Here is a 22,061-nt window from a genome sequence, read left to right on the forward strand (position 1 = left end):
CACCCGTGGTGATCACCATCGCGCCCACTCGTACGGATGACTGACCGCCGGCCACCTCTGACCGGCTTCCCGGGCGTGCGACGCGAGGCGCAGCCGTTTCGCCCGACCGGCGAGCCCCGGGTGTCCTCATCGACTGCCCGGTCCGGCGGATGGGTGTTTGCTGGAGACATGTCGTTGATCGTCGGTACCTCGGGTTGGCAGTACGACGACTGGCGCGGGGTGCTCTATCCGGAAGGGGCGCCCAAGCGACGCTGGCTGGAGGAGTACGCCGAGCGGTTCGCCACGGTGGAGAGCAATGCCGCCTTCTACCGTTTGCCCTCGCCGGACACCTTCGCCGACTGGCGCACCCGTACCCCGGAGGGCTTCGTGTTCGCGGTGAAGGCCAGCCGCTACCTCACCCACATCAAGCGCCTGCACGAGCCGGCCGAGCCGGTCCAGCGGCTGCTCGCGGCGGCGCAGGGGCTCGGGGAGCGGCTCGGCCCTGTGCTGCTCCAGCTGCCGCCCACGCTGCACGCGGACGCCGAGCTGCTGGACCGCTGCCTGGCCGCCTTCCCGGCGGGCGTGCGGGTCGCCGTCGAGCCGCGGCACCCGTCCTGGTGGACGCCGGAGATCCGTGCGGTGCTGACCGGCCGGGCCGCCGCACTGTGCTGGGCGGACCGGGAGTCGCGGCCGCTCACCCCGCTGTGGCGGACCTGCGAATGGGGCTACCTGCGCTGCCACGGTGGCCGGGCCCGGCCCCGGCCCCGGTACGGGCGGCAGGCGCTGGCCGCCTGGGTGGGCCGGATCGCCGACGGCTGGGCGGACTCGGCCGAGGTTTACGTGTACTTCAACAACGACCTGGGCGGTGCGGCGGTGCTCGACGCGAGCGCGTTCGCGGCCGCCGCCGCGCGGGCGGGCCGTACCGTGACCCGGACACCGTAGGGAGTGGGCGATGATCCGCAGTCGAGTGATCGTCTCCGGCGAGGTGCAGGGCGTCTTCTACCGGGACACCTGCCGTCGCGAAGCCACCGCGCAGGGGGTGCGCGGCTGGGTGCGAAACCTATCGGACGGCACCGTCGAGGCCGTGTTCGAGGGGACCTCGGCCGCCGTCCGACGGATGGTCGAGTGGACCGGGCAGGGGCCGCCCCTCGCCATCGTGGACCGGGTCCTCGTCTGGGAGGAACAGCCCGAGGGCCTGACCGGCTTCGAGATCCGGGCGACGCCCTGGCCCGGCTAGTCGCTTCGCCGGCGCGCTCGGGACCGTGGCGCGGGCGTTCACCCCTCACCGATCCGGCGGCCGGCGACCTCGCTCGGGCTGATGCGCACCCACAGCGGGCGGGCGCCGCCGGCCCAGGGGGTGGCGCCCGGCAGGGCGGCGAGCCGCTGCTCCTCCTGCGGGTCGTCGATGCGGTGGGCCTGGCCGAGGAGCAGGACGCTCCAGCCCCGGCTGCGGTGCTCGTCGATGTGGTCGACCTGGAAGGAGGCGGGCGAGCACTCGGCGGGGGCGGCGGCGCCGCGCGGGGAGGTGCGGTAGACGACGGTCCGGGCGTCGACCGCGTAGTTCACCGGGAGCACGACCGGGGCCGCGCGCCCGGGCAGGCCGATCCGGCCGACGCCGTGGGTGCCGAGCAGTTCCCAGCACTGCGGTTCGGTCAGGTGGAGCAGCAGCGGGCGCGGAGTCGCGGCGTCGGTCTGGCCCGGCGGGGCGTCGGGGCGGTGGCCGGTCAGCAGTTCCCGCCAGGGCGTGCCGAGCGCGGTGGCGATCCGGAGGAACGCCTCCTCGTCGAACTCCGGCCCGGTGCGCAGGAGTTGCCGCAGGTAGGCCGGCGACATGTGGGTCCGGTACGCCAGCATCCCTTCGCTCAGGCCGAGTTGGTTGCGGCGCTGGAGGATCCGGCGGGCGATGGCGGCGGGATCGGGGCGGTCGGTGATCATGATGGCGGCTCCTCGGCACGCGCGGGTCACGTCCGGAAGAGCGTGACCTTGAGGGCTCCGGTGTCGGCCGCGTCGGCGAAGACGTCGTACGCGTCCTGCAGCTCGTCGAGACCGAAGCGGTGGGTGACCAGCCCGGCGACGTCCAGCCGGCCGGCGGCGGGCAGGTCGAGCAGCAGCGGGGTGCCGTCGGTGTGGACCAGCCCGGTGGTGACGGTGACGTCACGGATCGAGAGGTCCTCCAGGCGGAGCACCGCGGGTTTGCCGTGCACGCCCACGTTGGCGACCCGGCCGCCGGGGCGCACCAGGCGGGTGCAGGGTTCGAAGGACTCGGGCACGCCGACCGCCTCGACCGCGACGTCCACGCCGAGCCCGTCCCGGCCCAGTTCGCGGACGGCCTCCGGGGTGGCCTCGGCACCGACGGCCTCGTGGCCCAGGACGCGTCCCTGTTCCACCTCCGGGACGTCGCCCTCGAGGATGTGCAGGTCGGTGCCGCAGATGGTCACCGCGTCCACCCGGACGACGGCGTCCTCCGGCTCGCGGACGACCGGGTCGGGGACGTCGCCCCAGGTGCGGCGGCCGGGTCCGTGGTAGCTGAGCGCCTTCAAGCCCTGCTCACTCCCCTCGGGGTGGCGGAGCCGGGCCGGTTCCGCCGGCTCTTCCAGCGTGCGACGCCGGTGCGCCGGCGGCAGGGGCCCGGTGGGGTCCGGTCGATGGGTCGATGGACCCCTTCGGTGTCCGGCGGGGCACGGCGCGCGCGCCTACGCTGGTCAGTGGCATCGGGCGAGCCGTGGAGGATTCCTTGGCCGACGCATCGGAGAGTTCGGCTCCTGTGCCCAAACTGCGCCTGGACGAACTCCTGGAGGAGCTCCAGGCCCGGCTGGACGCCGCCCGGGGCACGCGCGACCGTGTCCACAGCCTGCTGGAGGCGGTGCTGGCGGTCGGACGCGACCTGGAGCTGGCCCAGGCCCTGCAGCACATCGTGGAGGCGGCGGTCACCCTGGTGGACGCCGAGTACGGCGCCCTCGGCGTGATCGGCGAGGACCAGCGGCTCTCCCAGTTCATCCCGGTCGGGGTCACGGACGACCAGGTCGAGCGGATCGGGGACCTGCCGTCCGGCCACGGCATCCTGGGCGAACTGATCCGCCACCCTGAGCCGCTGCGCCTCAGCCGGATCTCCGATCACCCGGCCTCCTACGGCTTCCCGGCGAACCACCCTCCGATGAACAGCTTCCTGGGGGTGCCGATCCGGATCCGCGACAAGGTGTTCGGCAACCTCTACCTGACCGAGAAGCGCGGCGGCGGTGAGTTCGACGAGGAGGACGAGTCGGTGCTCGCCACCCTCGCCGTCGCCGCCGGGGTCGCGATCGACAACGCCCGGCTCTACGACCGGGCCCGGCAGCGGCAGCGCTGGTTGGAGGCGAGTGCCGAGGTCACCAGCACCCTGTTGTCGGGCAGCGGCGAGCAGGAGGTACTGGACCTGCTGCTCACGCGGGCGGCCGAGATCGCCGGAGCGGACCTCGCGGTCGTCGCGCTTCCGGTGCCGGATGCCCGGCTGGAGGTGCGGATCGCCGTCGGGCTCGGCGCGGAGCAGCACCGCGGGCTGGTGCTGCCGGTCGAGGGCTCGTTCATGGGTGCGGCCTTCCGCACCGGTGGGCTCGTGGTGAGTCCGGACGTCCAGAAGGACCCGCGGATCACGGCCGGTCCGCCGCGTTGGAAGGGCCTGGGGCCGGCGGTCGCGGTGCCCGTCGGCACCGCCGAGCGCGGGGTCCGCGGCGTGCTGATGCTGGCCCGCGCGGTCGGCGCACCGCTGTTCGAGGAGAGCGAGTCCGGGCCGTTGCTGGGCTTCGCCGGCCAGGCGGCGGTGGCGATGGAGCTCGCGGAGCGCCGCCGTGACTCCGAACAGGTCGCGCTGCTCAAGGAGCGCGACCGGATCGCCCGCGACCTGCACGACCTGGCCATCCAGCGGCTCTTCGCCACCGGCATGACCCTCCAGGGCGCCACCCGCTTCATCGAGCATCCCGAGGCGACCGACCGCGTCCTGCGGGCGATCGACGACCTGGACGAGACGGCGAGGACCATCCGCGCCACCATCTTCGGTCTGCGCCTGCGCGAGTCCGGCCCGGCGGCGAGCGGTCTGCGCGCCCGCCTCGTCGACGTCGTCGACCGGGCCGCCCGCGCCCTCGGCTTCACCCCCGCGCTGCGGATGACCGGCCTGCTCGACGCCACCGTGCCCGCCGAGCTCGCGGACGCGGCCGTCGCGGTCCTGGCGGAGGCCCTGTCCAACGTCGCCCGCCACGCCCGGGCCCGCACCGCCGAGGCCACGGTCTCCGCCGAGAAGGACCTGACCGTCAAGGTCACCGACGACGGCGTCGGCCTCCCCGAGGGCGGCCGCCGCAGCGGGCTCACCAACCTGGCGGACCGGGCCGCCGCCCTGGGCGGCACCTTCACCGCCCGCGCCCGCCCCGAGGGCGGCACCGAACTGGTCTGGCGGGTGCCCCTGCCGGAGTCCTGAGGAGCCGGCTACTCCTCCCGCTCCAGCAGGTCCTACCCGTCCCGCTCCAGCACGTCCCGGGCCGCGAGGCGTGGCGTCGGCGAGCCCTCCGGGCCGTAGCCGAGGCGGATCAGGATCTGGACGTAGCCGGGGCCCCGGTGCGGGTCGCGGGCCTCCCAACGCAGGTAGGGCCATTCCATGGCCTGGTGCAGCAGGGAGGCGCGGACGCCGTGGACGGTGGCGGCGAGCAGGACGTGTTCCAGGGCGAGGCCGGCGCGCAGCCAGTCCTCGGGGGTGTCGTGCTCGGTGGTGAGGACGGCGATGCGCGGCTCGTGTTCGAACCGGGCGGGGGCCTGGTGCTCGGCGGCGTGGAGGGCGGAGAAGTCCCGCATGGGCAGGTGGCCGGCCAGGTCCTGCGGGCCGAGCGCAGCGGGCGGTATGCCGTAGGGCCGGGCGTCGCCGGTGCGGATCCAGCTGCGGCTCTCAGTGCGCTGGGCGTCGTCGGTGGTGTTGCGGCGCTCGGCCTCGGCGGTGAGGTGGAGCAGCCGGGCGGTCTCCGCGTGGTCGGGCAGGTGGAGGGCGGTGTCCTCGGCGCGGGCGGCCGCGACCAGTTCGTCGAGGACGGCCGGGGGGACGGCCTCGCCGGTGAACGGTGTGCGGATGGAGTGCCGCCGCCAGATCGCCTCGTACAGCCGCTCGGTGCCCGGGACGGGCCCGGTGGCCGCGCCGTCGAGGCAGACGGCGGCGAACAGGTCCGGTTCGGCCGGGTCGGGCAGCAGGCGCACTTCGGGCGCCCAGCCGAGGTGGCGGGCGGCGACGCGCAGGTTGAGCACGGCCGCGCCGACGGAGATGTGCAGCGCCCGGCCCTGGGGGTCGGCGGCCGGGACGGCGCGGCTGCGGTCGGCCGTCACCTCGAGGGTGGAGGTGGCCGACTGGAGGTGGAAGCGCCAGGGCTGGCTGTTGTGGATCGAGGGTGCGGCGACCGCGGCGGAGACGAGCTTCTCCAGGCCGGCGGCGTCGAGGGCGAGGGTGGGCATGGCCGCCTCCGTTGCTCGGTCGGGTGGACCACTTCCACCGTGCGACCGGGTTCCGGTGTGGCGCTTGGGCCGTTCGGCTCTCTCTCCGGGTCCGCCCGGCTCAGTGCCGGCCCGGGTCCGCCCGGCTCAGTGCCGGCCCGGGTGGTGCGGCTCGGGGGGCTCCTCGGCGTGGGCGGCGAGGACGGCGGCCTGGAGCCGGCGTTCCACGCCCAGCTTGGCGAGCAGCCGCGAGACGTGGTTCTTCACGGTCTTCTCGGCGAGGTAGAGCTCCTGCCCGATCTGCCGGTTGGTCTTGCCCTCCCCCACCAGCGCGAGGATCTCCCGCTCACGCGGGGTGAGCCCGGCGAGCGCGGCGTCCGTCTCGCTCTCCTCGTGGTGGCGCAGGCTCTCCATCAGCTTGTGGGTGGTGGCCGGGTCGAGCATGGACTGGCCGGAGGCCACCGTCCGTACGGCGCTGACCAGTTCGGCGCCCTTGACCTGCTTCAGGACGTAGCCTGCCGCGCCCGCCATGATCGCGTCGAGCAGCGCGTCGTCGTCGTCGAAGGAGGTCAGCATCAGGCAGACCAGCTCGGGCATCCGGTCGCGCAGGTCACGGCAGACGCTCACCCCGTCGCCGTCCGGCAGCCGTACGTCCAGCACGGCGACGTCCGGGCGCAACGCGGGCACCCGGGCGAGGGCCTGGGCACAGCTGGCGGCCTCACCGACGACCTCGATGTCCTCCTCGGCCTCCAGGAGGTCGCGGACGCCGCGCCGGACGACCTCGTGGTCGTCCAGCAGGAACACCCGTACGGGCTGGCGCGTGTCCATGACCTGCTCCCTGGATGTACGCGGGCGGTGACACCACCGATTCTGCGCGTTCGCGCCGCGCCGCGCACCGGGTCAGCCGCGCGGGACGACGGCGACCGGGCACAGGCCTGGTGGGCCACCGCCCGGTCAGGCCGGGGCGGCGAGCCGGAGCTCGACGCCGGCCACCCCGGGCACGGAGCGCACCAGGCGCTCCAGGACGCCCGCGGAGACGGCGTCCGGCAGGCCGCCGGTCAGGGTGATCCGGCCGTTCTCGCAGCGGACCTCGGTGCCCAGCCCGGCTTCCGGGCCGAGGGTGGCGACGAGCTCGAAGCGGACCCGGTCGGCGAGTTCGCGATCGTCGCCGAGGTAGACCTTCAGCAGGTCGCCCCGGCTGACGATGCCGACCAGGTAGTCCTCCTCGTCCACGACCGGGAGCCGCTTGAGGTGGCCCCGGGCCATCGCCCGGGCGGCTTCGTTGAGCGGGCTGCCGGGGCGCACGGTGACCGCCGGGACGGACATCATCCGCCCCGCCGTCAGGGCGTCGGCGCGCTCGCCGTCGCGGTCGCGGGCGGTGAGCAGGTCGGCCTCGGAGACCACCCCGATCACCCGCCCGTCGCCGGTCAGCACGGGGACGGCGCTGACCCGCCAACGCTGCAGGGTCTCGGCGACCTCACGGAAGTCCGCGTCGCGTCCGACGGCGACCACCGCGTGGGTCATCACGTCGGCGACGGTGCTCGGTGTGCTGGTCACGGCGGCCTCCTAGGAAGCGGCTCGGTAGGCACGGGGGTGTTCCAGGTGCGGCTCGGTGTCGTCCTCGGTCCAGTCGAGGGTGGCGTGGACCGCGACCACACCGTCCACGGCGCGGCAGAGCTGCTCGGTGATCGGGATCAGGCTGCGGCGCGGCAGCCGCCCCTCCAGCGTGACGACGCCGTCGTGCACCGACACCTGGACGTCACCGGGGTCGAGCCAGAGGGTCTGGCCGAGCACGTCGTGGTTGATCTCGTCGCGGATGCCGGCGTCGTGGCGCAGGAAGACCTGCAGCAGGTCGCGGCGGCTGACGATGCCGACCAGCCGACCGATCTCGTCCACCACGGGCAGCCGTTTGACCCGGTGCTTGTCCATGGCGCGGGCGGCCTCGGGCACCGACCAGCCCGGGCGGGCGGTCATGGCGGGACTGGTCATCAGCCCGCCCGCGGTCTCCGCCTCGGCGCGGGCGCGGTCCTCGGCGTCCAGCCAGCGGCCCGGGAAGCGGCCCTCCGGGTCCGGCAGGACGGCCTCCTTGCGGAGCAGGTCGGCCTCGGAGACCATGCCGAGCGGTCGGCGCTGGTCGTCGACGACCGGGATCGCGGTGATGTCGTTGCGGTGGAACAGCGCCGCAACCTCCTTGAACGGCGTGTCGGGCCGGGCGGTGACGACCTCACGGGTCATCACGTCGCTGACGCTGCGGTGCTGCATCGTCCTCACTCCTCCTCCGGTGGTCCCGCCTCCACTGTCCGCCCGCCGGAAGCCACCGGACAGGGCCGTACGGTCCCCGCCGTGAGGGCCGGTTCGGCCCAGGCCGGCGGGTCCGTGCGGCAGGACGACGGGAGGAGTTCCGCACCCCCGGGAGGCGGCCGTGCTACTCCTCGTGGAGTCCGGGCAGCCCGTCACCCATCGGAGCGGTTCCCGGCGCCGACCCGTCCGGAAGCGGCGAGCAGCGCCAGGACGACGAGCACCGCGAGGAGCACCAGGACGAGCAGCAGCACGGTCGGCACGGTCGGGTGGTTCCACAGGGCGAACACCAGGGCAAGGACCAGGAGGGCCGCGAGGGCGAGCCGGCGGCGGTGGGCATCGGTCCAGGTGCCGACCCGCCCGGTGCGCACCCCGTGCGCGTAGCCCCAGCGGGCGACGGAGTCCGCGGCGCGGTCCGCCCGCCCCCGGACGGCGCGTGGCAGCCGCCCCGCACCGGACAGGTAGACGCCGAGTGCCACCAGCACACCCAGGACGATCGCGGTGCGCAGGGCGATCCGCGGGAAGTGCAGCAGGGTGTCGAAGACCACCGCCGCGGCGGCCCGGGACTGTACGGCGGGCGGCAGGTGGTCCAGGTAGTAGTGACGGGCGATCACCAGGGCGACGGCCACCACCAGGCAGCCGCCGGCCGCGCCGAGCGCCGTGGAGACCAGGGCCCGGCGCCTGCGCCGGGCCAGCAGGATGCCGAGCGCGCCGAGCACCACGGTGAGCACGGGCATCCAGTTGCCCACCACGTCGAGTGCGTGCGCGGCGCCGCGGATCCTGGCCAGCTCGTCGGACTGGAACAGCACCAACCGCTTGTCCACGTCCGGGATCTTCTCGGCCGGGGAGAGCCCAGCGGCCACCAGCTCCTGCTTCAGCCGGTCGACGACCGTCCCGAGGTCGAGCGTGACGGTGCCGTCGGAGATCTCGACCGCGCCCCGGCCGTGGCCGGTGAGGACCTGGACCACGGCCGTGTGGGCGGCGCGGTTGGCCTGCGTCCACACGGTGGCGAAGGTGTCGCTGTGCACGACCTCCGTCGCGGCCTTGGTGACCACCTGGTTCACCGCGTCGTCGAGTTCGGGCCCGAGCGATTTGACCGCCGCGGCGGCCCTGGGGGGCAGGCCGTGCGACTGCAACCAGGCGGCCAGGTCGGAGGTGACCGCCGAGCCGTCCACCTTCACGTCCACCGCCTGGGTGATCCGGTGCACGGCGGCGTCCTGGATCGCGGGATCGGTCGCCAGCGGGGCGACCGTGGCGACGTACCGGCCGGTGTCCAGGACGATGTCGTGCACCCAGACGGTGAGCAGCGAGACCGGTACCAGGACGCAGGTCAAGGTGATCAGCACGGCCGAGACGGTGCTCATGACGATCCGCCCCGCCCGGTGGCGGCGCTCGGTCCCGGAGGGCGGACCGTCGCCCGCCGCCCCGCCCGTTCCCGGCGCGGACGAAGGCCCTGGCGGCTCGTCCATCGGGTCTCCCAGCACTCCGTGCGGCCATGGCGCCGCTGACCACCATTGCCCCGTAGGCCCCGGCCTCCGGCACCCCGAGGTGAGCCGTCCGGGCGAGCTGCGGCGGCGGCCGGAGCGGCTGCCCGCGCGGGCCGTTGCGCCGAACGGCAGTCCGCCGGAGATGCCACGCGTCATCCCGTCGCCCAGTCTTGGACGGAATCCCGGGTGCTCGGCGCCGGTGACGAACCGCGGCGGCGGCCGGAGTGCCGACACCGGTCGGAGGGAGAGCGCAGTGGCGGAACGGCGTGGTCGGCCCAGCCGCGCTCAGCGGATCCGCGCCGGATCCACCCGGCTGCGCGGGCGGACGGCCAGGCTGCGCGAGGCCCCGTTCCCGCGCCGACTCGCGGCCCAGCTGATCCACATCCACGTGCTGGACACCGCCACCCGCCTGGCGGCGCAGGCGTTCCTGACCGCCATCCCGGTGCTGTTCGTGATGGCCGCCTTCATGCCTCGCGAGGTGCGCAAAAGCGTCTCCGAGTCCCTGCGCACCGTCCTGGGACTCCACGGTGCCTCGCTCGACCAGGTCAGACAGGTGCTCGAGACCAGCCAGACGGAGACCACCGAGTCCTTCGGCACCGCCGGAATCCTGGTGACCCTGCTCTCGGCCACGAGTTGCAGCCGGGTACTGCAGCGCCTGTGCGAACGTAGCTGGCACCTGCCCCATCTGGCGGGACGTCTGGCGGCATGGCGGTGGCTCGCCTGGCTGTTGGTGTGGCTCGCCGCCCTGACCGTCCAGGGGCAGGTGTGGGGCGGATTCGGGGCGGGCAACGGGCTCGGGCTCGTCCTCTACCTGCTCACGGTCACCCTTCTCTGGTGGTGGACACAGCACCTGCTGCTCGGCGGCCGGGTTCGCTGGCTCCCGCTGCTGCCGGGGGCCGCGCTGACCAGTGCCGCACTGACGGCGCTCGCCTGGGGATCGCGGCTCTACGTTCCCCGCTCGCTGAACCGCAGCGTGACGCAGTTCGGCTCGCTCGGCCTGGTCTTCACCCTGCTCAGCTGGCTCATCGTGGTGTTCACGGCCATCACGCTCGCCATCGGCATCGGGTACGTGGTGGCGGGCCGGGACCGACCGACGGACGCGGAATGAGGACGCGAGACGCTGCTGGTCAGGGCAGGGACTCCTTCGGTAGCGCCCGCCTCGTCGGGAACGGGGGACGGGAGGGAAGGGAAGGTTAGTGGGGGGACTCCGGCGAACCGGCGCCCGCCGGGCTGCCGACCAGGGCGGGTTGAGCCGGCAGGAGGTCGGTGAGGCGGAGCAGGGCGAGGATCCGGCGGAACCGCGGCCGGACGCCGGTGAGCCGGAACTCCGCGTGGTGGACGCGGCAGGCCCGGCGGGCCTGGAGGAGGGCGCGCACGCCGGCGGCGTCGCAGAAGGTGAGGGCCTCGACGTCAAGGACCAGTTGACCCGGACGAGCTGCGAGGGCCCGGATGACGGCGTCGAGCAGGAGCGGCGCGGTCGCGATGTCGAGTTCGCCTTCCAGCGACACCGACACGCAGTCCTGACACATCCCGGTCCTGGTACGGAGTAGTTCGTCGTGTTCCATGACGACCGCCTGGGAAGCTCGGCTGGCGGAGCGGGCCGGGAACATCAGCCCTACGTCCACCGTAGGAGCGGGTCTTCCGACCGGCCGATGGGCCGTATGGCCCCCGGCGGGGGCCGTGCGGCCTTCGCGGGGTGCCCTCCAGCCCTCCTCGCGGGCTCAACTTCGTGCCGGCCGATCAGGCCGCCGGAGGAGCGCGGGTGCTGCGCGAAGCCTCACCCGAACGGCCCACCGCCCGGCCCCGGCGGGTCGTCCAGGTCCCAGGTGAGGTGGTCGGCCAGGGCCTTCAGGCCGTCGATGCGGGCGAGCTGGAGGCAGAGGGCGGCCGCGTCGCCGCGGGTGCGGGTGCGGCCGGTGACCGAGAGCAGGCCGCGTTCGCAGCGGACGTGCAGGGAGGTGGGCACGACTCCGCTGCCGGGGGTGAGGGCGAGGGCGAGCGCCTCGGAGCCGATGGCCTCGTCCTCGCGGCGCAGGGCGTCGAGCAGGTCGTGGGTGGAGAGCAGGCCGGTCAGGCGGCCGTCGGCGTCCACGACCGGCAGGTGGTGGAGGGCGTGCTCGGCGACCAGGGCCACCGCGTCGGTGGTGTTCGTGTCCTCGGTGACGGTGACGGCCGGGGCGGTCATGAGATCGCGGGCTCGCAGTTCCCGTCGCGGGTCGTGCTCGGCGTGGGCGGCGAGCAGGTCGGAGGCCGCGACGACGCCGGTGACGGTGCCGTCCGTGGTCACCACGGGCACGATGCCGCGCCGGGAGGCACTCAGCACGGCGGCGACGGTGGCGAAGTCGGTGCCGGGGGTGACGGCGATGCCCGGGCGGCTCATGCAGTCGCGGATCCGGGTTCGGCCGGGCGGGCGTCCGGGCTCCACCGGCGGGAAGGTGTCGGCCGGTGTTCCGTCGAGAACGCTGTGCTTCATGGTGTTCACTCCCCTTCGGCGGCCGCCGGGCGCCGCAACCGCCGCAGGTAGGGGTCGAAGGACCGCCGGCGTTCGAGGCGGACCCGGGCGTCCACGCAGACCGCGCCGGCGGGGCGGAGGATGACGGGGTTGAGGTCGGCCTCGACGAGCTCCGGGAAGTCGTCGGCGAGCCGGGAGAGCCGGGCGAGGACGGACCGTAGCGCGGCGAGATCGACCGGCGGTGCCCCGCCGTCGCCCAACGCCCCGCCGTCGCCCAACAGGACTGGTGCGCAGCGGAGTTCGGCGACCATGGTGGTCAGGTCGCGTTCGCTCAGCGGGGCGAGCCTGGCCGCCCGGTCGGCCAGCAGGTCGGCGGCGGTGCCGCCCAGGCCGAGGACGATGAGCGGGCCGAAGACCTGGTCCTGAACCACGCCCGCGAGCAGCTCGACGCCGGGTGCGGCCATCGGCTGGACCACCGCCCCGGCCAGCTCGCCCCCGAAGTGGTGGGTGAACTCCCGGTAGGCGGCGCGCACCTCTCCATCGCCGGCCAGTCCGGTGCGGACCGCGCCCGCGGCGCTCTTGTGCACCTGGCCGGGCCAGTACGCCTTCAGGGCCACCTTCCCCTCGTGCCCGAGCCGGCGCAGGCCGGCCGCGCTGACGGCCGCCGTGTGCTCGTCGCGGGCCCACACCGAGGTGATCAGCGGCAGCCCGTAGGCCTCCAGCAGGTCGGCGGTGGACAGCGGGTCGAGCCAGCCGCCCTCGGGGTGGGCGGTGAGGTGGCCGTCCACCACACTGCGCGCTGCGCGGCGGTCGCAGTCCGGCGCATCGGCCGGCGGTGAGAACGGCTCCGCGAGCCGGCGGGCGCGGTTCCGGGCGTGGGCGAGGGCGCGGGCGGCGGAGAGGCTGTCGGAGTAGGCCGGGATGCTGCCGCCGTCGGCGCAGCCGCGGTAGCGGACGGGCACCTGCTGGTCGAGCAGTACGGCCGCGATCGGGACGCGGCGCCGCGCCGGGCCCTCCAGCAGGGCGCGCACCGGGTCCTGGCCGGGGGTCTCGCACAGCGCCGTCGGCGCGATGCACACCAGGATGGCGTCCACGGCCTCCTCGCGTTCCAGGGCGCGGAGGAACAGGGCGAGTTCGGTCGGGCGCACCGCCGCCGTGGTGTCCACCGGGTTGCGGACGGAAGCACCGGGCGGGAGCAGATCCGCGAGCTGGGCCGGGAGTTCCGGCAGGTCCAGCCCTGCCTCGGCGCAGGCGTCGGCGGCCAGGATGCCGATGCCGCCCGCGTTGGACACCACGGCGACCGCTCCGCGCGGGGCCGGCAGCGGCTGGGCGTGCAACAGGGCGGCGGCCTCGACGAGTTCCTCGATGCTGCGGGTCGCGGTGATGCCGGCCTGGCGGAACAGTGCCTCCCGGGTGACGGTGGGGGTGGCGGCGGCCGCGGTGTGCGAGGCGGCGCCCCGCCGGCCGGCGGTGGAGCGCCCGGCGTCGACGGTCAGCACCGGGATGGTCCGGGTGACCCGGCGGGCGGTGCGGGCGAAGGCGCGCGGGCTGCCGAAGGACTCCAGGTGGAGCAGTGCGAGGTCGGTGCGGTCGTCCGCCTCCCACCACTGGAGCAGGTCGTTGCCGCTGACGTCGTACTTGTCGCCGAGCGAGACGAAGCTCGACACCCCGATGCCCAGCCAGGCCAGTCGCTGGAGCAGCGCGATCCCCACACCGCCGCTCTGCACCGCCACCCCGGCGGTGCCCGGCCGGGGGAAGGCGCCGCCGAACTCGGCGTCCAGCCGGACGGTGGGATCGGTCTGGGCCATGCCGAGGCTGTTCGGCCCGACCAGTCGCATGCTGTGCCGACGGCAGGCCCGCATCAGCCCGCGGGCCTCCTCCGCCCCGAGCCCGGAGGTGAGCACCACCAGCGCCCGGACCCCGGCGGCGCCGCACTCCTCGGCCGCGCCGGGGACGGCTCCGGCGGGCACGGCCAGCACGGCGAGGTCCGGCACGGCGGGCAGCGCGTGGACGGAGGGGTAGGCGGGCGCGCCGTCGATCTCCGGGGCGTACGGGTTGACCGCCCAGACCTCGCCCGCGAAGCCGCCCCGCCGGATCTTCCCGAGGACGGTCCGCCCGACCGAGCCCGCCCGTCGGGACGCCCCGACCACCGCGACCGAGGCCGGGCGCAGCAGCGCCGCCAGGCTCGCGACGTCGGCGCGGCGGCCGCGTTCGTCCACGGCCGAGCGGTAGCGCTCGCCGCTCTCGTCGTCCAGCGGCACCCGGATCCTGACCTCACCCTGGGCGTAGCGGCGCTCGACCGGCAGCCCGAGGTCGGCGAAGACCTGGTGGACGGCCCGGTTGCCGAACAGGGTGTCGGCCTCGAAGAAGCGGATGCCGGCGGCGCGGGCGGCGTGCACCAGGTGTTCCAGCAGCAGGGTGGCCGCGCCCCGGCCGTGCCAGCGGTCGGCGACCGACAGGGCCAGCTCGGCGGTCTCCGGCGGCTCGTCCAGCAGCTCGCAGTCCGCCTCGCCGACCAACTCCTCCCCCACCCAGGCGCCGAGCGCCAGCAGGTCGCTCCGCAACGGTCCGCAGAGCCGGTCGGCGGCCTGCTCCGGCGCGTTGCGGCTCACCCCGAAGAACCGCATCCGGCGGCTCTCCTCGGACATCCCTTCGGCGTGCAGGTCCAGCACCGCCCGGTGGTCCTCCGGGCCGAGCGGGCGGAGTTCGACGGTGGTGCCGTCGGCCAGCAGGGCCTCGGCGGTGTTCCGCGGCGGGTGGACGGTGGACATGGCGCCTCCTCCTCGGCCGTCGCCGTGCTACCCCTCCAGCCTCCGCGCCGGATCGGCGAGCCGCGAGGGCCGACCGGCCCCGCCCGCCCGCCGAGCGGCCCGGCGGGGCGGTGCGCAGACTGGAGGCAGGCCAGTCGGCACGGAGGTCGCGTCGTGGCAGCAGACCCGCCGGCGGGGTACCCGGACATGCCGGACCCGTGGACGCTGCGCTACCAGGGCTTCGACCCGGACGAGGAGGGGCTGCGGGAAGCCCTGTGCGCGGTCGGCAACGGCTACCTGGTCAGCCGGGGCGCCGCACCGGAGTCCGTCGCGGACGGGGTCCACTACCCCGGCACGTACCTGGCCGGCTGCTACGACCGGGCCGAATCGACGGTCGCCGGGCGGACGGTCACCAACGAGGACCTGGTCAACTGCCCGAACTGGCTGCCGCTGACCTTCCGCCCGGCCGACGGCGCGTGGTTCGCCGGACCGCCCGCCGAGCAGACCGTGGAGCTGGACCTGCGCCGGGGCGTGCTGACCCGCAGCGCGCTGGTGGTGGACGAACGGGGGCGGCGGACCCGCCTGGTGCAGCGCCGCCTCGTCAGCCAGGCCCGTCCGCACCTGCTCGCGCTGGAGAGCACTTTCACGCCGGAGAACTGGTCCGGCCCGCTGGAGGTGCGCTCGGCCCTGGACGGCGTCGTCACCAACACCGGTGTCCTCCGCTACCGGGGGCTGACCGCGCGCCACCTCGTCCCGGCCGGTCAGGGGGTGGACGAGGCGGGTCTGCTCTGGCTGGCCGCCGATGCCGCCAACTCCCCGCTGCGGATCGCCCTGTGCGCCCGGACGAGTGCGGACCGCGCGGCGCGGGTGAGCACCGAGTCCCGCGAGGGCTGGGCGGCCCACCACCTCACCCTGGACGCCGAGCAGGGCCGGCCCGTCACCGTGACCAAGACCGTCGCGGTGCACACCTCGCGCGACCGGGCGATCGAGACCCCGCTGCGCGCCTCCCGCCAACTCGTCGCCGAGGCCGGGAGCTTCGACCAGCTGCTGGCCGAACACGCGCTGCGCTGGGCCGAGTTGTGGCGGCATTGCCGGATCGAGGCGGACTTCGACGGCGCCGGCCCGCTGCACCTGAACCTGTTCCACCTGCTCCAGACCCACTCCGAGCACTCCGTCGACCTGGACGTCGGCATCCCGGCCCGCGGGCTGCACGGCGAGGCCTACCGGGGCCACGTCTTCTGGGACGAGCTGTTCGTGCTGCGGCTGCTGAACCTGTGCTTCCCCGAGCTGGCCCGCGCCGTGCTGCGCTACCGCCACCGCCGCCTCGACGCCGCCCGGCGGCAGGCCCGTGAACTCGGACTGCGCGGGGCGGCGTACCCGTGGCAGAGCGCCGCCGACGGCCGGGAGGAGTCCCAGCAGCTGCACCTCAACCCGCTGTCCGGCCGCTGGCTGCCCGACCACAGCCACCTCCAGCGGCACGTCGGCTCGGCCGTCGCGTACAACATCTGGCAGTACTACCAGTCCACCGGCGACCGGGAGTTCCTCGCCCTGGCCGGCGCCGAGATGCTCCTGGAGATCGCCCGCTTCTGGTCCTCGGCAGCCCGCTACGACCGGTCCAGGGGCCACTGGTCGATCCGGGGTGTGCTCGGCCCCGACGAGTACCACGACGCCTACCCCTGGGCGGCCCGGCCCGGTCTGGACGACAACGCCTACACCAACGTGCTGGCCTCCTGGGTGCTGGCCCGCGCCCAGGACGCCCTGGACGTCCTGCCCGGGTACCGCCGCGCCGAGCTGCGCGAGCGCCTCGCGCTGGACGACCTGGAACTGGACCGCTGGCAGGAGGTCGGCCGGCACCTCCACGTCCCCTTCCACGACGGCGTGTTGAGCCAGTTCGACGGTTACGGGCGGCTGGCCGAACTCGACTGGGAGAGCTACCGGCACCGTTACCCCGACCTGCGCCGGCTCGACCGGATCCTGGAGGCCGAGGGCGACACCGTCAACCGCTACAAGGCCTCCAAGCAGGCCGACGCGCTGATGCTCTGGTACCTCTTCTCCGCCCGCGAGGTCCGCGACCTGCTGCGCCGCCTCGGCCACCCCGCGGGCCACGAACTGCTGCGCCGCACCTCCGACTACTACCTGCGCCGCACCGTGCACGGCTCGACGCTCAGCTCCGTGGTGCACGCCTGGGTGCTCACCCGCTCCGACCGCCGCGCCTCCTGGCGCTACTTCCGCGACGCCCTGGTCGCCGACCTCCGTGACCACCAGCACGGCACCACGGCGGAGGGCGTCCACCTCGGCGCCATGGCGGGTGCGGTCGACCTGCTGCAGCGCTGCTACACCGGCCTGGAGGTCCGCGAGGACGCCCTCTGGCTCGACCCCCACCTGCCGTCCGCGCTCGGCCGTCTGGAGCTCGACCTGCGCTACCGGGGCCACTGGGGTCTGACGATCGCCGTCGACCGCCGCACGGTCACGGTCAGCCTGCGCGCGGACCGCCAGGAGCCGGTCCGGATCCGCCTGCGCGGCACCGAGGCGACGATCGGACCGGGCGAGACCCGGCGCTTCCACCTCTGAGCTGCCGGGGCCGCGGGCGGGTCTGGGAGAATCCGGCGGTGAACACCGTGAACGGGACCTCCCGCCAGACCCTGCTCCGCCGGGGTTTCGCCCTCGAGTACGCCACCCTGGGCTGGAACGTGATCGGCATCGTGATCCTCGCGGTCGCCGCGATCAGCGCCCGCTCGGTCGCGCTGGCCGGCTTCGGCCTGGACTCCCTGATCGAGATCGGCGCCTCCACCGTCGTGATCTGGGAGCTGTCCGGCACCGGCGAGGACCGACAGAAGCGGGCGCTGAAGCTGATCGGGACCGGTTTCGCGCTGCTCGGCCTCTACCTGCTCGCGCAGTCCACGATCGTCCTGGTCAGCGGCTTCCACCCGCACCACTCCCCGCTCGGCATCGCCTGGACCGCCGTCACCGCCGCCGTGATGTTCGCCCTCGCCTACGGCAAGGCCCGCACCGGCGCCGCCCTGGACAACCCCGTCCTCAGGACCGAGGGCCGGGTCACCCTCATCGACGGACTGCTCGCCGCAGCGGTCCTGCTCGGCCTGGTCCTCAACAGCACCCTCGGCTGGTGGTGGGCCGACCCCGCCGCCGGCTACGTGCTCGTCTACTACGCCGCCCGCGAGGTCCGCGAGATCTTCCTCGGCGAGCACTGAGGTCGGGGGCGGCGCCTCACCTGCGCTACCGCCGCCCGGACCAGCGTGGCTCCACCTGCTCCCAGGCGGCCTCCCAGCCCTCCTCCGCCCGTCGCTCCAGCGCGCGGCGGCGCAGCGCGAAGACGCCCTCCGCGCCGAAACCGAGCACGGTCACCGCGCCCAAGCCGACGAGCACGGCGTCGGTGAGGATCAGATCGGCCGACCTGGGCGCACCGACGGGGCTTCCGGCGTCGTCCAGTCCGACCCGGACGGCCGTCCCGGTGAGGGTGCCCTCCGGCACGGGCACGCTCCCGGTGCCGGGCCCGACGGGGTACGTCCAGCGGGCCGGGGCGTACTCCCGGACGCCACCCGCACGCGGGTTGACCGACACCGGCGGGCCCGTGGTGACGGCGGTGACGGTGTGCCGGTGCCGCGCGGTCTGCTGGGCGGTGCGGGTCTCCGCGCGGTGCACGAGCAGGGCCGCGACCGCGGCCACCACCAGCGCGGCCAGCGTCGCGAGCGCCAGCCCGGCCACCAGACGGCTGTACGCCCGGTCGAGCGGGCGGCAGAGCGGGCTGTGGTCCCGGCCGACGGCGCGGCGGACGTGCCGGCGCAGGGACGTGTGCGTGGACGGGCGCCTTGGCGTGGTGGCTGTGGCGGACATGTCGCGCCTCCTCCGTACCGGGTGGCAGGTACTCCCGCACATCAGTCTTCCGAGCGCTCCCCCGGTCCCCCGAGGGCCTGACGGCCCCGGTGCCGGGCCCCGAGGGGCCATCCGCGCCGGGTCACTCGTCCCGACCCGGTCTCCTCGGACGGGGACCACCGCCCGACGGGCGCCCGGTGCCCGGGTCGGCGGAGCTTGGGTCGGCGGAGCTTGGGTCGGCGGGCCCGGTGTCGAGGACCGACCGGCCCCTGCCGAACCTCCCCATCGGTGGTGCCATGGGAGTACGGACGACCGGGGCGCACCCCGGCCCGGTACCGAACCTGGGAGGACGGCATGAAAGCCGCCGTGGGAGACCGCATCATCGTCCAGGCCACCCGGCCCGGCGCGGCCCGCAGGGACGGCGAGATCGTCGGCCTGCACCACCCGGACGGCAGCCCGCCGTACGACGTGCGCTGGTCCGACGACGACCGGGTGACCGAGTACTTCCCCGGTCCGGACACCCGGATCCACCACTACCGGCACGAGGACGCGACGGTCCCGCCCCACCCGCACCTCTTCGCTGACTGACGGACCGCGGCCGTGATCGTCTCCCTCCGCGCCCGCGCGCCCGGGCTGACCGCCGCCGAGGCCACCCGTCAGCTCGCCGCCGCACGGCCCCAACAGCGCCCGGTCCGCGTTCCCGAGGAGGAACCATGACATCCGTACGCCCCTACGACGGGGTCCGTTCCGTCGTCCTCGGCGTCGACGCGCGCGACACCGGCAGCATGGCCGCCGCCTGGGCCGCCGACGAGGCCGCCCGGCGCGGCCTGCCGCTGCGGCTGGTGCACGCCGTCCCGTCGTTGTTCCGCGAGTTCCGCCCCCTCGACCAGGCCGGCTACCACAAGGCCCTGGTCGAGCGCGCCGAACAGGCCATCGACCGAGCCTCCGCCGTGGTGTGGGACCGGCATCCGGCCCTCGCGCTGACCACGGACATCGCCGAGGACCTCCCGGCCCCGGCCCTGTGTCGGGAATCCCGTCGGGCCGCGCTCGTCGTACTCGGCTCCCGTCGACTCGGCCGAGTTGCCGAGACACTGAGCGCCTACTCGGTGGCCGTGCCGGTGAGCGCCCAGGCGCACTGCCCGGTGGCCGTGGTCCGCGACCCCGAGCACACCACCCAGGACCCTCCGTACGTCGTGCTCGGCGTGGACGGCAGCCCCTCCTCGGAGGCCGCCGTCGACTTCGCCTTCGACCTCGCCGCCGAGCGTCGGGCCGCCCTGCGCGTCCTGTGGGTCTGGCACCGCCCGCCGGTGGGCCACCTCGACGAACCGGCCACCGTCCAGCTCCTGCGACGGCTGCTCTTCGAGTGCACCGCCGGCCGGCACGACCGCTACCCCGATGTGACGGTGACCCACGAGCTGGTGCACGGCCACCCGGTGGAGGAACTCGGCATCGCCTCGGAGCACGCCCTCGCGGTGGTCGTCGGCCGCCGCGGCAGTGGCGGCTTCACCGGCATGCGCCTCGGCTCCGTCCCCCACGGCCTGCTGCACCGTGCCAACTGCCCGGTCATCACCGTTCCCACCCACCCGTAGTCGACCGGGTCCGGACCGAACCGCCCCCCTCCGCACGGGAGTTGCGGAGCGACGCCGGACAGAGCGAAAGAGGGAGACCATGCACACCGTGATCGTGTACGAGAGCATGTACGGCAACACCCGCGAGATCGCCGAGGCGATCGCCCAGGGCATCCACCAGGCCGACCCCGCGGCGGCCGTGGACTGCCTCCCGGTGGCCGAGGCCGATGCGAAGACCACCCGGTCCGCGGACCTGTTGGTGGTCGGCGGCCCGACCCACATGCACGGCATGTCCTCCGGGCTCAGCCGCCGGATGGCCGTCACCGCCGAGGCGCACAAGCAGGACCGTGCGGCGGCCGCGGCCGAGGCGCGGGAGACCGCCGAGGGGCCGGGGCTGCGGGCCTGGTTCCACGACCTGCCGCCGACCGAACCCGGCACGTACGCCGCCGCGTTCGACACCCGGGTCGACATGCCCCGGGCCGGCGGGGCCGCCAACGGCATCGCCCGTCGGCTCTCCGGCCACCACTACGACGTGGTCGCCGAACCCGAGGGCTTCATCGTGGAGGGCAACGACGGCCCGCTGCGGGCCGGCGAACTCGACCGCGCCCGTGCCTGGGGCGCGGGGCTGGTCTGACCGCGCGCGGGAACATCCTCCACCCACCAACGGACGGGCCGCCACACCTATCCGGCGAAGGCAACGGGAACCGCTCTCGACCTGATCGTCCGGCGTTCCCGGACGTTGGGGTCGGACCCGGTCGGACCCGACCCACGGGTCCGACCGGCCCCACCGCCGGGGGCGTTCAGCCACTGCCCCGAAGAGCAGCCACTCGGAAGGCTGGTCATCGGGGAATCCGACAGGAGGTGGCGGCCATGATGGCAGCACTGTTCAGGACCCTCGGGCGGATCGCCGCCCGGCACCACAGGTCGGCCCACGCCGACCGCGCCGAGTGCCCGGAGCCGCGGCCGACGGTCACCTGGGAGGAAGCCGAGCGCCTCACCACGGCCGCTCTGCTGACCGGTCTGATCGACCGGGCCGAGTACCGGGACCACCTCGCGCTGCTGGCCGCAGTGGAGGACGCCCGCAGCCCGCTGCGGCTGCCACTGCCATGACGGCCGACGCCCGACGTCCGGGCGGACGTGCTGACATCCACCGGGCCCGCACCCCCCGATGACGAACGGGGCTGGCCGTGGCTGACGACGTAGCGGCCGCCCTCCGCACCGCCCCACCCCCGGCCGACGCCCCGGCCCTGGAAGCCCGCGAGCCGCTCGGCCTGCTCTTCCGCGACCTGCGGACCCCGCCCGACGGCCTCAGCGAGCGCGAGGCCGCCCGCCGCCTGACCGTGTACGGGCCCAACGCGCTCGTCCGCCGCGAGGGCCGCCGCGAGGGCCGCCGCTGGCCGCGGGAACTGGCGCGCCAGTTCAGCCGCCCCCTCCCCCTGCTGCTGGCCTTCGCCGCCGCGCTGGCGGCCGTCAGCGGTGTGCCGAACCTCACGGGCGCGATCCTCGCGGTGATCGCGCTCAACGCGCTCAGCCAGCGCACCCGACGCGAGGAGAGCCCGCTGGAACAGCAGGTCAAACGGGTCGCCCGGCTGATCGCGGTGATCGCGGTCGGAGTCGGGCTCGCGTTCCTGCCGATGGGCCTGGCCGCCGGCCTCTCGCTGACGGCGTCGGTGGCCTTCGCCATCGGCCTGCTCGTCGCCAACGTGCCCGAGGGCCTGCTTCCGACGATCACCCTGGCGCTCGCCGCGACGACAACTTCGCCACCATCATCGCGGCCGTCGAGGAGGGGCGGCGCACCTACGACAACATCCGCAAGTTCATCGTCTGCATCTTCGCCCACGCGGTGCCGGAGGTCGTCCCGTTCCTGGCCTGGTGCGCCGACGAACCGCTCCGGGCGGTCGTCCGCCACCGCACGCCAGGGCCCGCGCTCGCGACCGCGCCCGCACCGCCGACTCCCGCGACCCTGCCGGCTCCGCGGAGTCCGCACCATCCGGTCCCGGCCCTGCTCGCCCGGCACGGCTGGAGCGTCCACCGGCTCACCCACGCCCTCGGCGTCGGCGAGCACGCGGCCGCCGAGATGGTCGCGCACGCCCACCGGATCTCCGCCGAGCACGGCCACCGGACGCGCTGAGCGCCGCCGCCCCGGCCAAGCCCGCGGCGCCCTGGGCCGAACGGCCCCGATCCAGCGGCCGACCGGTCCGGTCGCCGAGGGCGCACGCCTCTCGAAGCGCCGCCCACCACCCACGGAAGGTGG

22 protein-coding genes and 1 pseudogene are annotated in these 22,061 nt (G+C 74.8%); 12 read left to right on the top strand and 11 right to left on the bottom strand.

The genetic code is table 11. The features are described from left to right. Positions 1-168 precede the first annotated feature (168 nt). Together O1G21_RS02765 and O1G21_RS02770 are read left to right on the top strand one after the other, a co-directional pair. Positions 169-921, top strand: coding sequence for a DUF72 domain-containing protein (locus O1G21_RS02765; RefSeq protein WP_270140430.1), 753 nt, complete (start codon positions 169-171; stop codon positions 919-921). A gap of 10 nt (positions 922-931) precedes the next feature. Then, positions 932-1,216, top strand: a complete 285-nt coding sequence (locus O1G21_RS02770; protein ID WP_270140432.1) for an acylphosphatase — start codon at positions 932-934, stop codon at positions 1,214-1,216. 38 nt (positions 1,217-1,254) lie between these two features. Here O1G21_RS02770 and O1G21_RS02775 read toward each other — a convergent pair whose 3' ends face one another. Beyond that, positions 1,255-1,914: a helix-turn-helix domain-containing protein gene (locus O1G21_RS02775; protein ID WP_270140433.1), complete on the bottom strand. Its 660-nt coding sequence runs from the start codon at positions 1,912-1,914 to the stop codon at positions 1,255-1,257. 26 nt (positions 1,915-1,940) lie between these two features. Further along, on the bottom strand, positions 1,941-2,519 hold the full coding sequence (locus O1G21_RS02780; RefSeq protein WP_270140434.1) for a zinc-binding dehydrogenase: 579 nt from the start codon (positions 2,517-2,519) through the stop codon (positions 1,941-1,943). 194 nt (positions 2,520-2,713) lie between these two features. Here O1G21_RS02780 and O1G21_RS02785 point away from each other — a divergent pair, with 194 nt between their 5' ends. Beyond that, a complete protein-coding gene (locus O1G21_RS02785) occupies positions 2,714-4,426 on the top strand; it encodes a sensor histidine kinase (protein ID WP_270140436.1) in 1,713 nt (570 codons plus the stop codon). Between the two features lie 32 nt (positions 4,427-4,458). Here O1G21_RS02785 and O1G21_RS02790 read toward each other — a convergent pair whose 3' ends face one another. The 5 genes from O1G21_RS02790 to O1G21_RS02810 all read right to left on the bottom strand — a co-directional run bounded on the left by O1G21_RS02790 (position 4,459) and on the right by O1G21_RS02810 (position 9,188). Beyond that, positions 4,459-5,442 (bottom strand): Acg family FMN-binding oxidoreductase, encoded by a 984-nt coding sequence (locus O1G21_RS02790; RefSeq protein WP_270140438.1) that lies wholly within the window; start codon positions 5,440-5,442, stop codon positions 4,459-4,461. 126 nt (positions 5,443-5,568) lie between these two features. Next, positions 5,569-6,249 (bottom strand): response regulator, encoded by a 681-nt coding sequence (locus O1G21_RS02795; RefSeq protein ID WP_270140440.1) that lies wholly within the window; start codon positions 6,247-6,249, stop codon positions 5,569-5,571. 126 nt (positions 6,250-6,375) lie between these two features. Beyond that, positions 6,376-6,978: a CBS domain-containing protein gene (locus O1G21_RS02800; protein WP_270140441.1), complete on the bottom strand. Its 603-nt coding sequence runs from the start codon at positions 6,976-6,978 to the stop codon at positions 6,376-6,378. A gap of 9 nt (positions 6,979-6,987) precedes the next feature. After that, positions 6,988-7,683 (bottom strand): CBS domain-containing protein, encoded by a 696-nt coding sequence (locus tag O1G21_RS02805; RefSeq protein WP_270140442.1) that lies wholly within the window; start codon positions 7,681-7,683, stop codon positions 6,988-6,990. Between the two features lie 191 nt (positions 7,684-7,874). Continuing rightward, positions 7,875-9,188 carry a hypothetical protein gene (locus O1G21_RS02810; RefSeq protein ID WP_270140443.1) on the bottom strand — a complete coding sequence of 438 codons (1,314 nt, stop codon included), beginning with the start codon at positions 9,186-9,188 and terminating at the stop codon, positions 7,875-7,877. A 271-nt stretch (positions 9,189-9,459) separates the two neighbouring features. Between O1G21_RS02810 and O1G21_RS02815 the strand changes: the two genes are divergently transcribed. Next, complete coding sequence (locus tag O1G21_RS02815) at positions 9,460-10,314, top strand: YhjD/YihY/BrkB family envelope integrity protein (RefSeq protein WP_270140444.1); 855 nt, start codon at positions 9,460-9,462, stop codon at positions 10,312-10,314. 85 nt (positions 10,315-10,399) lie between these two features. Here the strand turns inward: O1G21_RS02815 and O1G21_RS02820 are convergent, their stop codons facing one another. The 3 genes from O1G21_RS02820 to O1G21_RS02830 form a co-directional block, all read right to left on the bottom strand. Next, complete coding sequence (locus O1G21_RS02820) at positions 10,400-10,771, bottom strand: STAS domain-containing protein (protein ID WP_270140446.1); 372 nt, start codon at positions 10,769-10,771, stop codon at positions 10,400-10,402. A gap of 212 nt (positions 10,772-10,983) precedes the next feature. Next, positions 10,984-11,679 (bottom strand): CBS domain-containing protein, encoded by a 696-nt coding sequence (locus O1G21_RS02825; protein WP_270140448.1) that lies wholly within the window; start codon positions 11,677-11,679, stop codon positions 10,984-10,986. A gap of 5 nt (positions 11,680-11,684) precedes the next feature. Then, complete coding sequence (locus O1G21_RS02830; protein WP_270140450.1) at positions 11,685-14,429, bottom strand: bifunctional acetate--CoA ligase family protein/GNAT family N-acetyltransferase; 2,745 nt, start codon at positions 14,427-14,429, stop codon at positions 11,685-11,687. A 153-nt stretch (positions 14,430-14,582) separates the two neighbouring features. Here O1G21_RS02830 and O1G21_RS02835 point away from each other — a divergent pair, with 153 nt between their 5' ends. Continuing rightward, on the top strand, positions 14,583-16,979 hold the full coding sequence (locus O1G21_RS02835; RefSeq protein ID WP_333493419.1) for a glycoside hydrolase family 65 protein: 2,397 nt from the start codon (positions 14,583-14,585) through the stop codon (positions 16,977-16,979). A 38-nt stretch (positions 16,980-17,017) separates the two neighbouring features. Further along, a complete protein-coding gene (locus O1G21_RS02840) occupies positions 17,018-17,617 on the top strand; it encodes a cation transporter (RefSeq protein ID WP_270140452.1) in 600 nt (199 codons plus the stop codon). A gap of 25 nt (positions 17,618-17,642) precedes the next feature. On the opposite strand, the gene O1G21_RS02845 is transcribed toward O1G21_RS02840, so the two are convergent. Next, complete coding sequence (locus tag O1G21_RS02845; RefSeq protein ID WP_270140454.1) at positions 17,643-18,260, bottom strand: Rv1733c family protein; 618 nt, start codon at positions 18,258-18,260, stop codon at positions 17,643-17,645. A 333-nt stretch (positions 18,261-18,593) separates the two neighbouring features. On the opposite strand from O1G21_RS02845, the gene O1G21_RS02850 reads away from it, so the two are divergent. From O1G21_RS02850 to O1G21_RS02875, 6 genes and pseudogenes are all read left to right on the top strand, one after another. Beyond that, entirely contained in the window at positions 18,594-18,827 is a 234-nt protein-coding gene (locus tag O1G21_RS02850) for a DUF1918 domain-containing protein (RefSeq protein WP_333493420.1), read from the top strand. 125 nt (positions 18,828-18,952) lie between these two features. Beyond that, the gene (locus O1G21_RS02855; protein ID WP_270140456.1) at positions 18,953-19,828 is read left to right on the top strand and encodes a universal stress protein; all 876 of its coding nucleotides are present in this window, start codon (positions 18,953-18,955) and stop codon (positions 19,826-19,828) included. A gap of 79 nt (positions 19,829-19,907) precedes the next feature. Beyond that, positions 19,908-20,441 carry a flavodoxin family protein gene (locus tag O1G21_RS02860; protein WP_270140457.1) on the top strand — a complete coding sequence of 178 codons (534 nt, stop codon included), beginning with the start codon at positions 19,908-19,910 and terminating at the stop codon, positions 20,439-20,441. A 236-nt stretch (positions 20,442-20,677) separates the two neighbouring features. Then, positions 20,678-20,917 (top strand): hypothetical protein, encoded by a 240-nt coding sequence (locus tag O1G21_RS02865; protein ID WP_270140459.1) that lies wholly within the window; start codon positions 20,678-20,680, stop codon positions 20,915-20,917. A 77-nt stretch (positions 20,918-20,994) separates the two neighbouring features. After that, a pseudogene (locus tag O1G21_RS02870) lies at positions 20,995-21,549 on the top strand (cation-transporting P-type ATPase); the annotation flags it as partial. A gap of 101 nt (positions 21,550-21,650) precedes the next feature. Then, on the top strand, positions 21,651-21,938 hold the full coding sequence (locus tag O1G21_RS02875; RefSeq protein WP_270151493.1) for a hypothetical protein: 288 nt from the start codon (positions 21,651-21,653) through the stop codon (positions 21,936-21,938). The last annotated feature ends 123 nt before the right edge of the window (positions 21,939-22,061 follow it).

The organism is Kitasatospora cathayae (assembly GCF_027627435.1).
Taxonomy (GTDB): domain Bacteria; phylum Actinomycetota; class Actinomycetes; order Streptomycetales; family Streptomycetaceae; genus Kitasatospora; species Kitasatospora cathayae.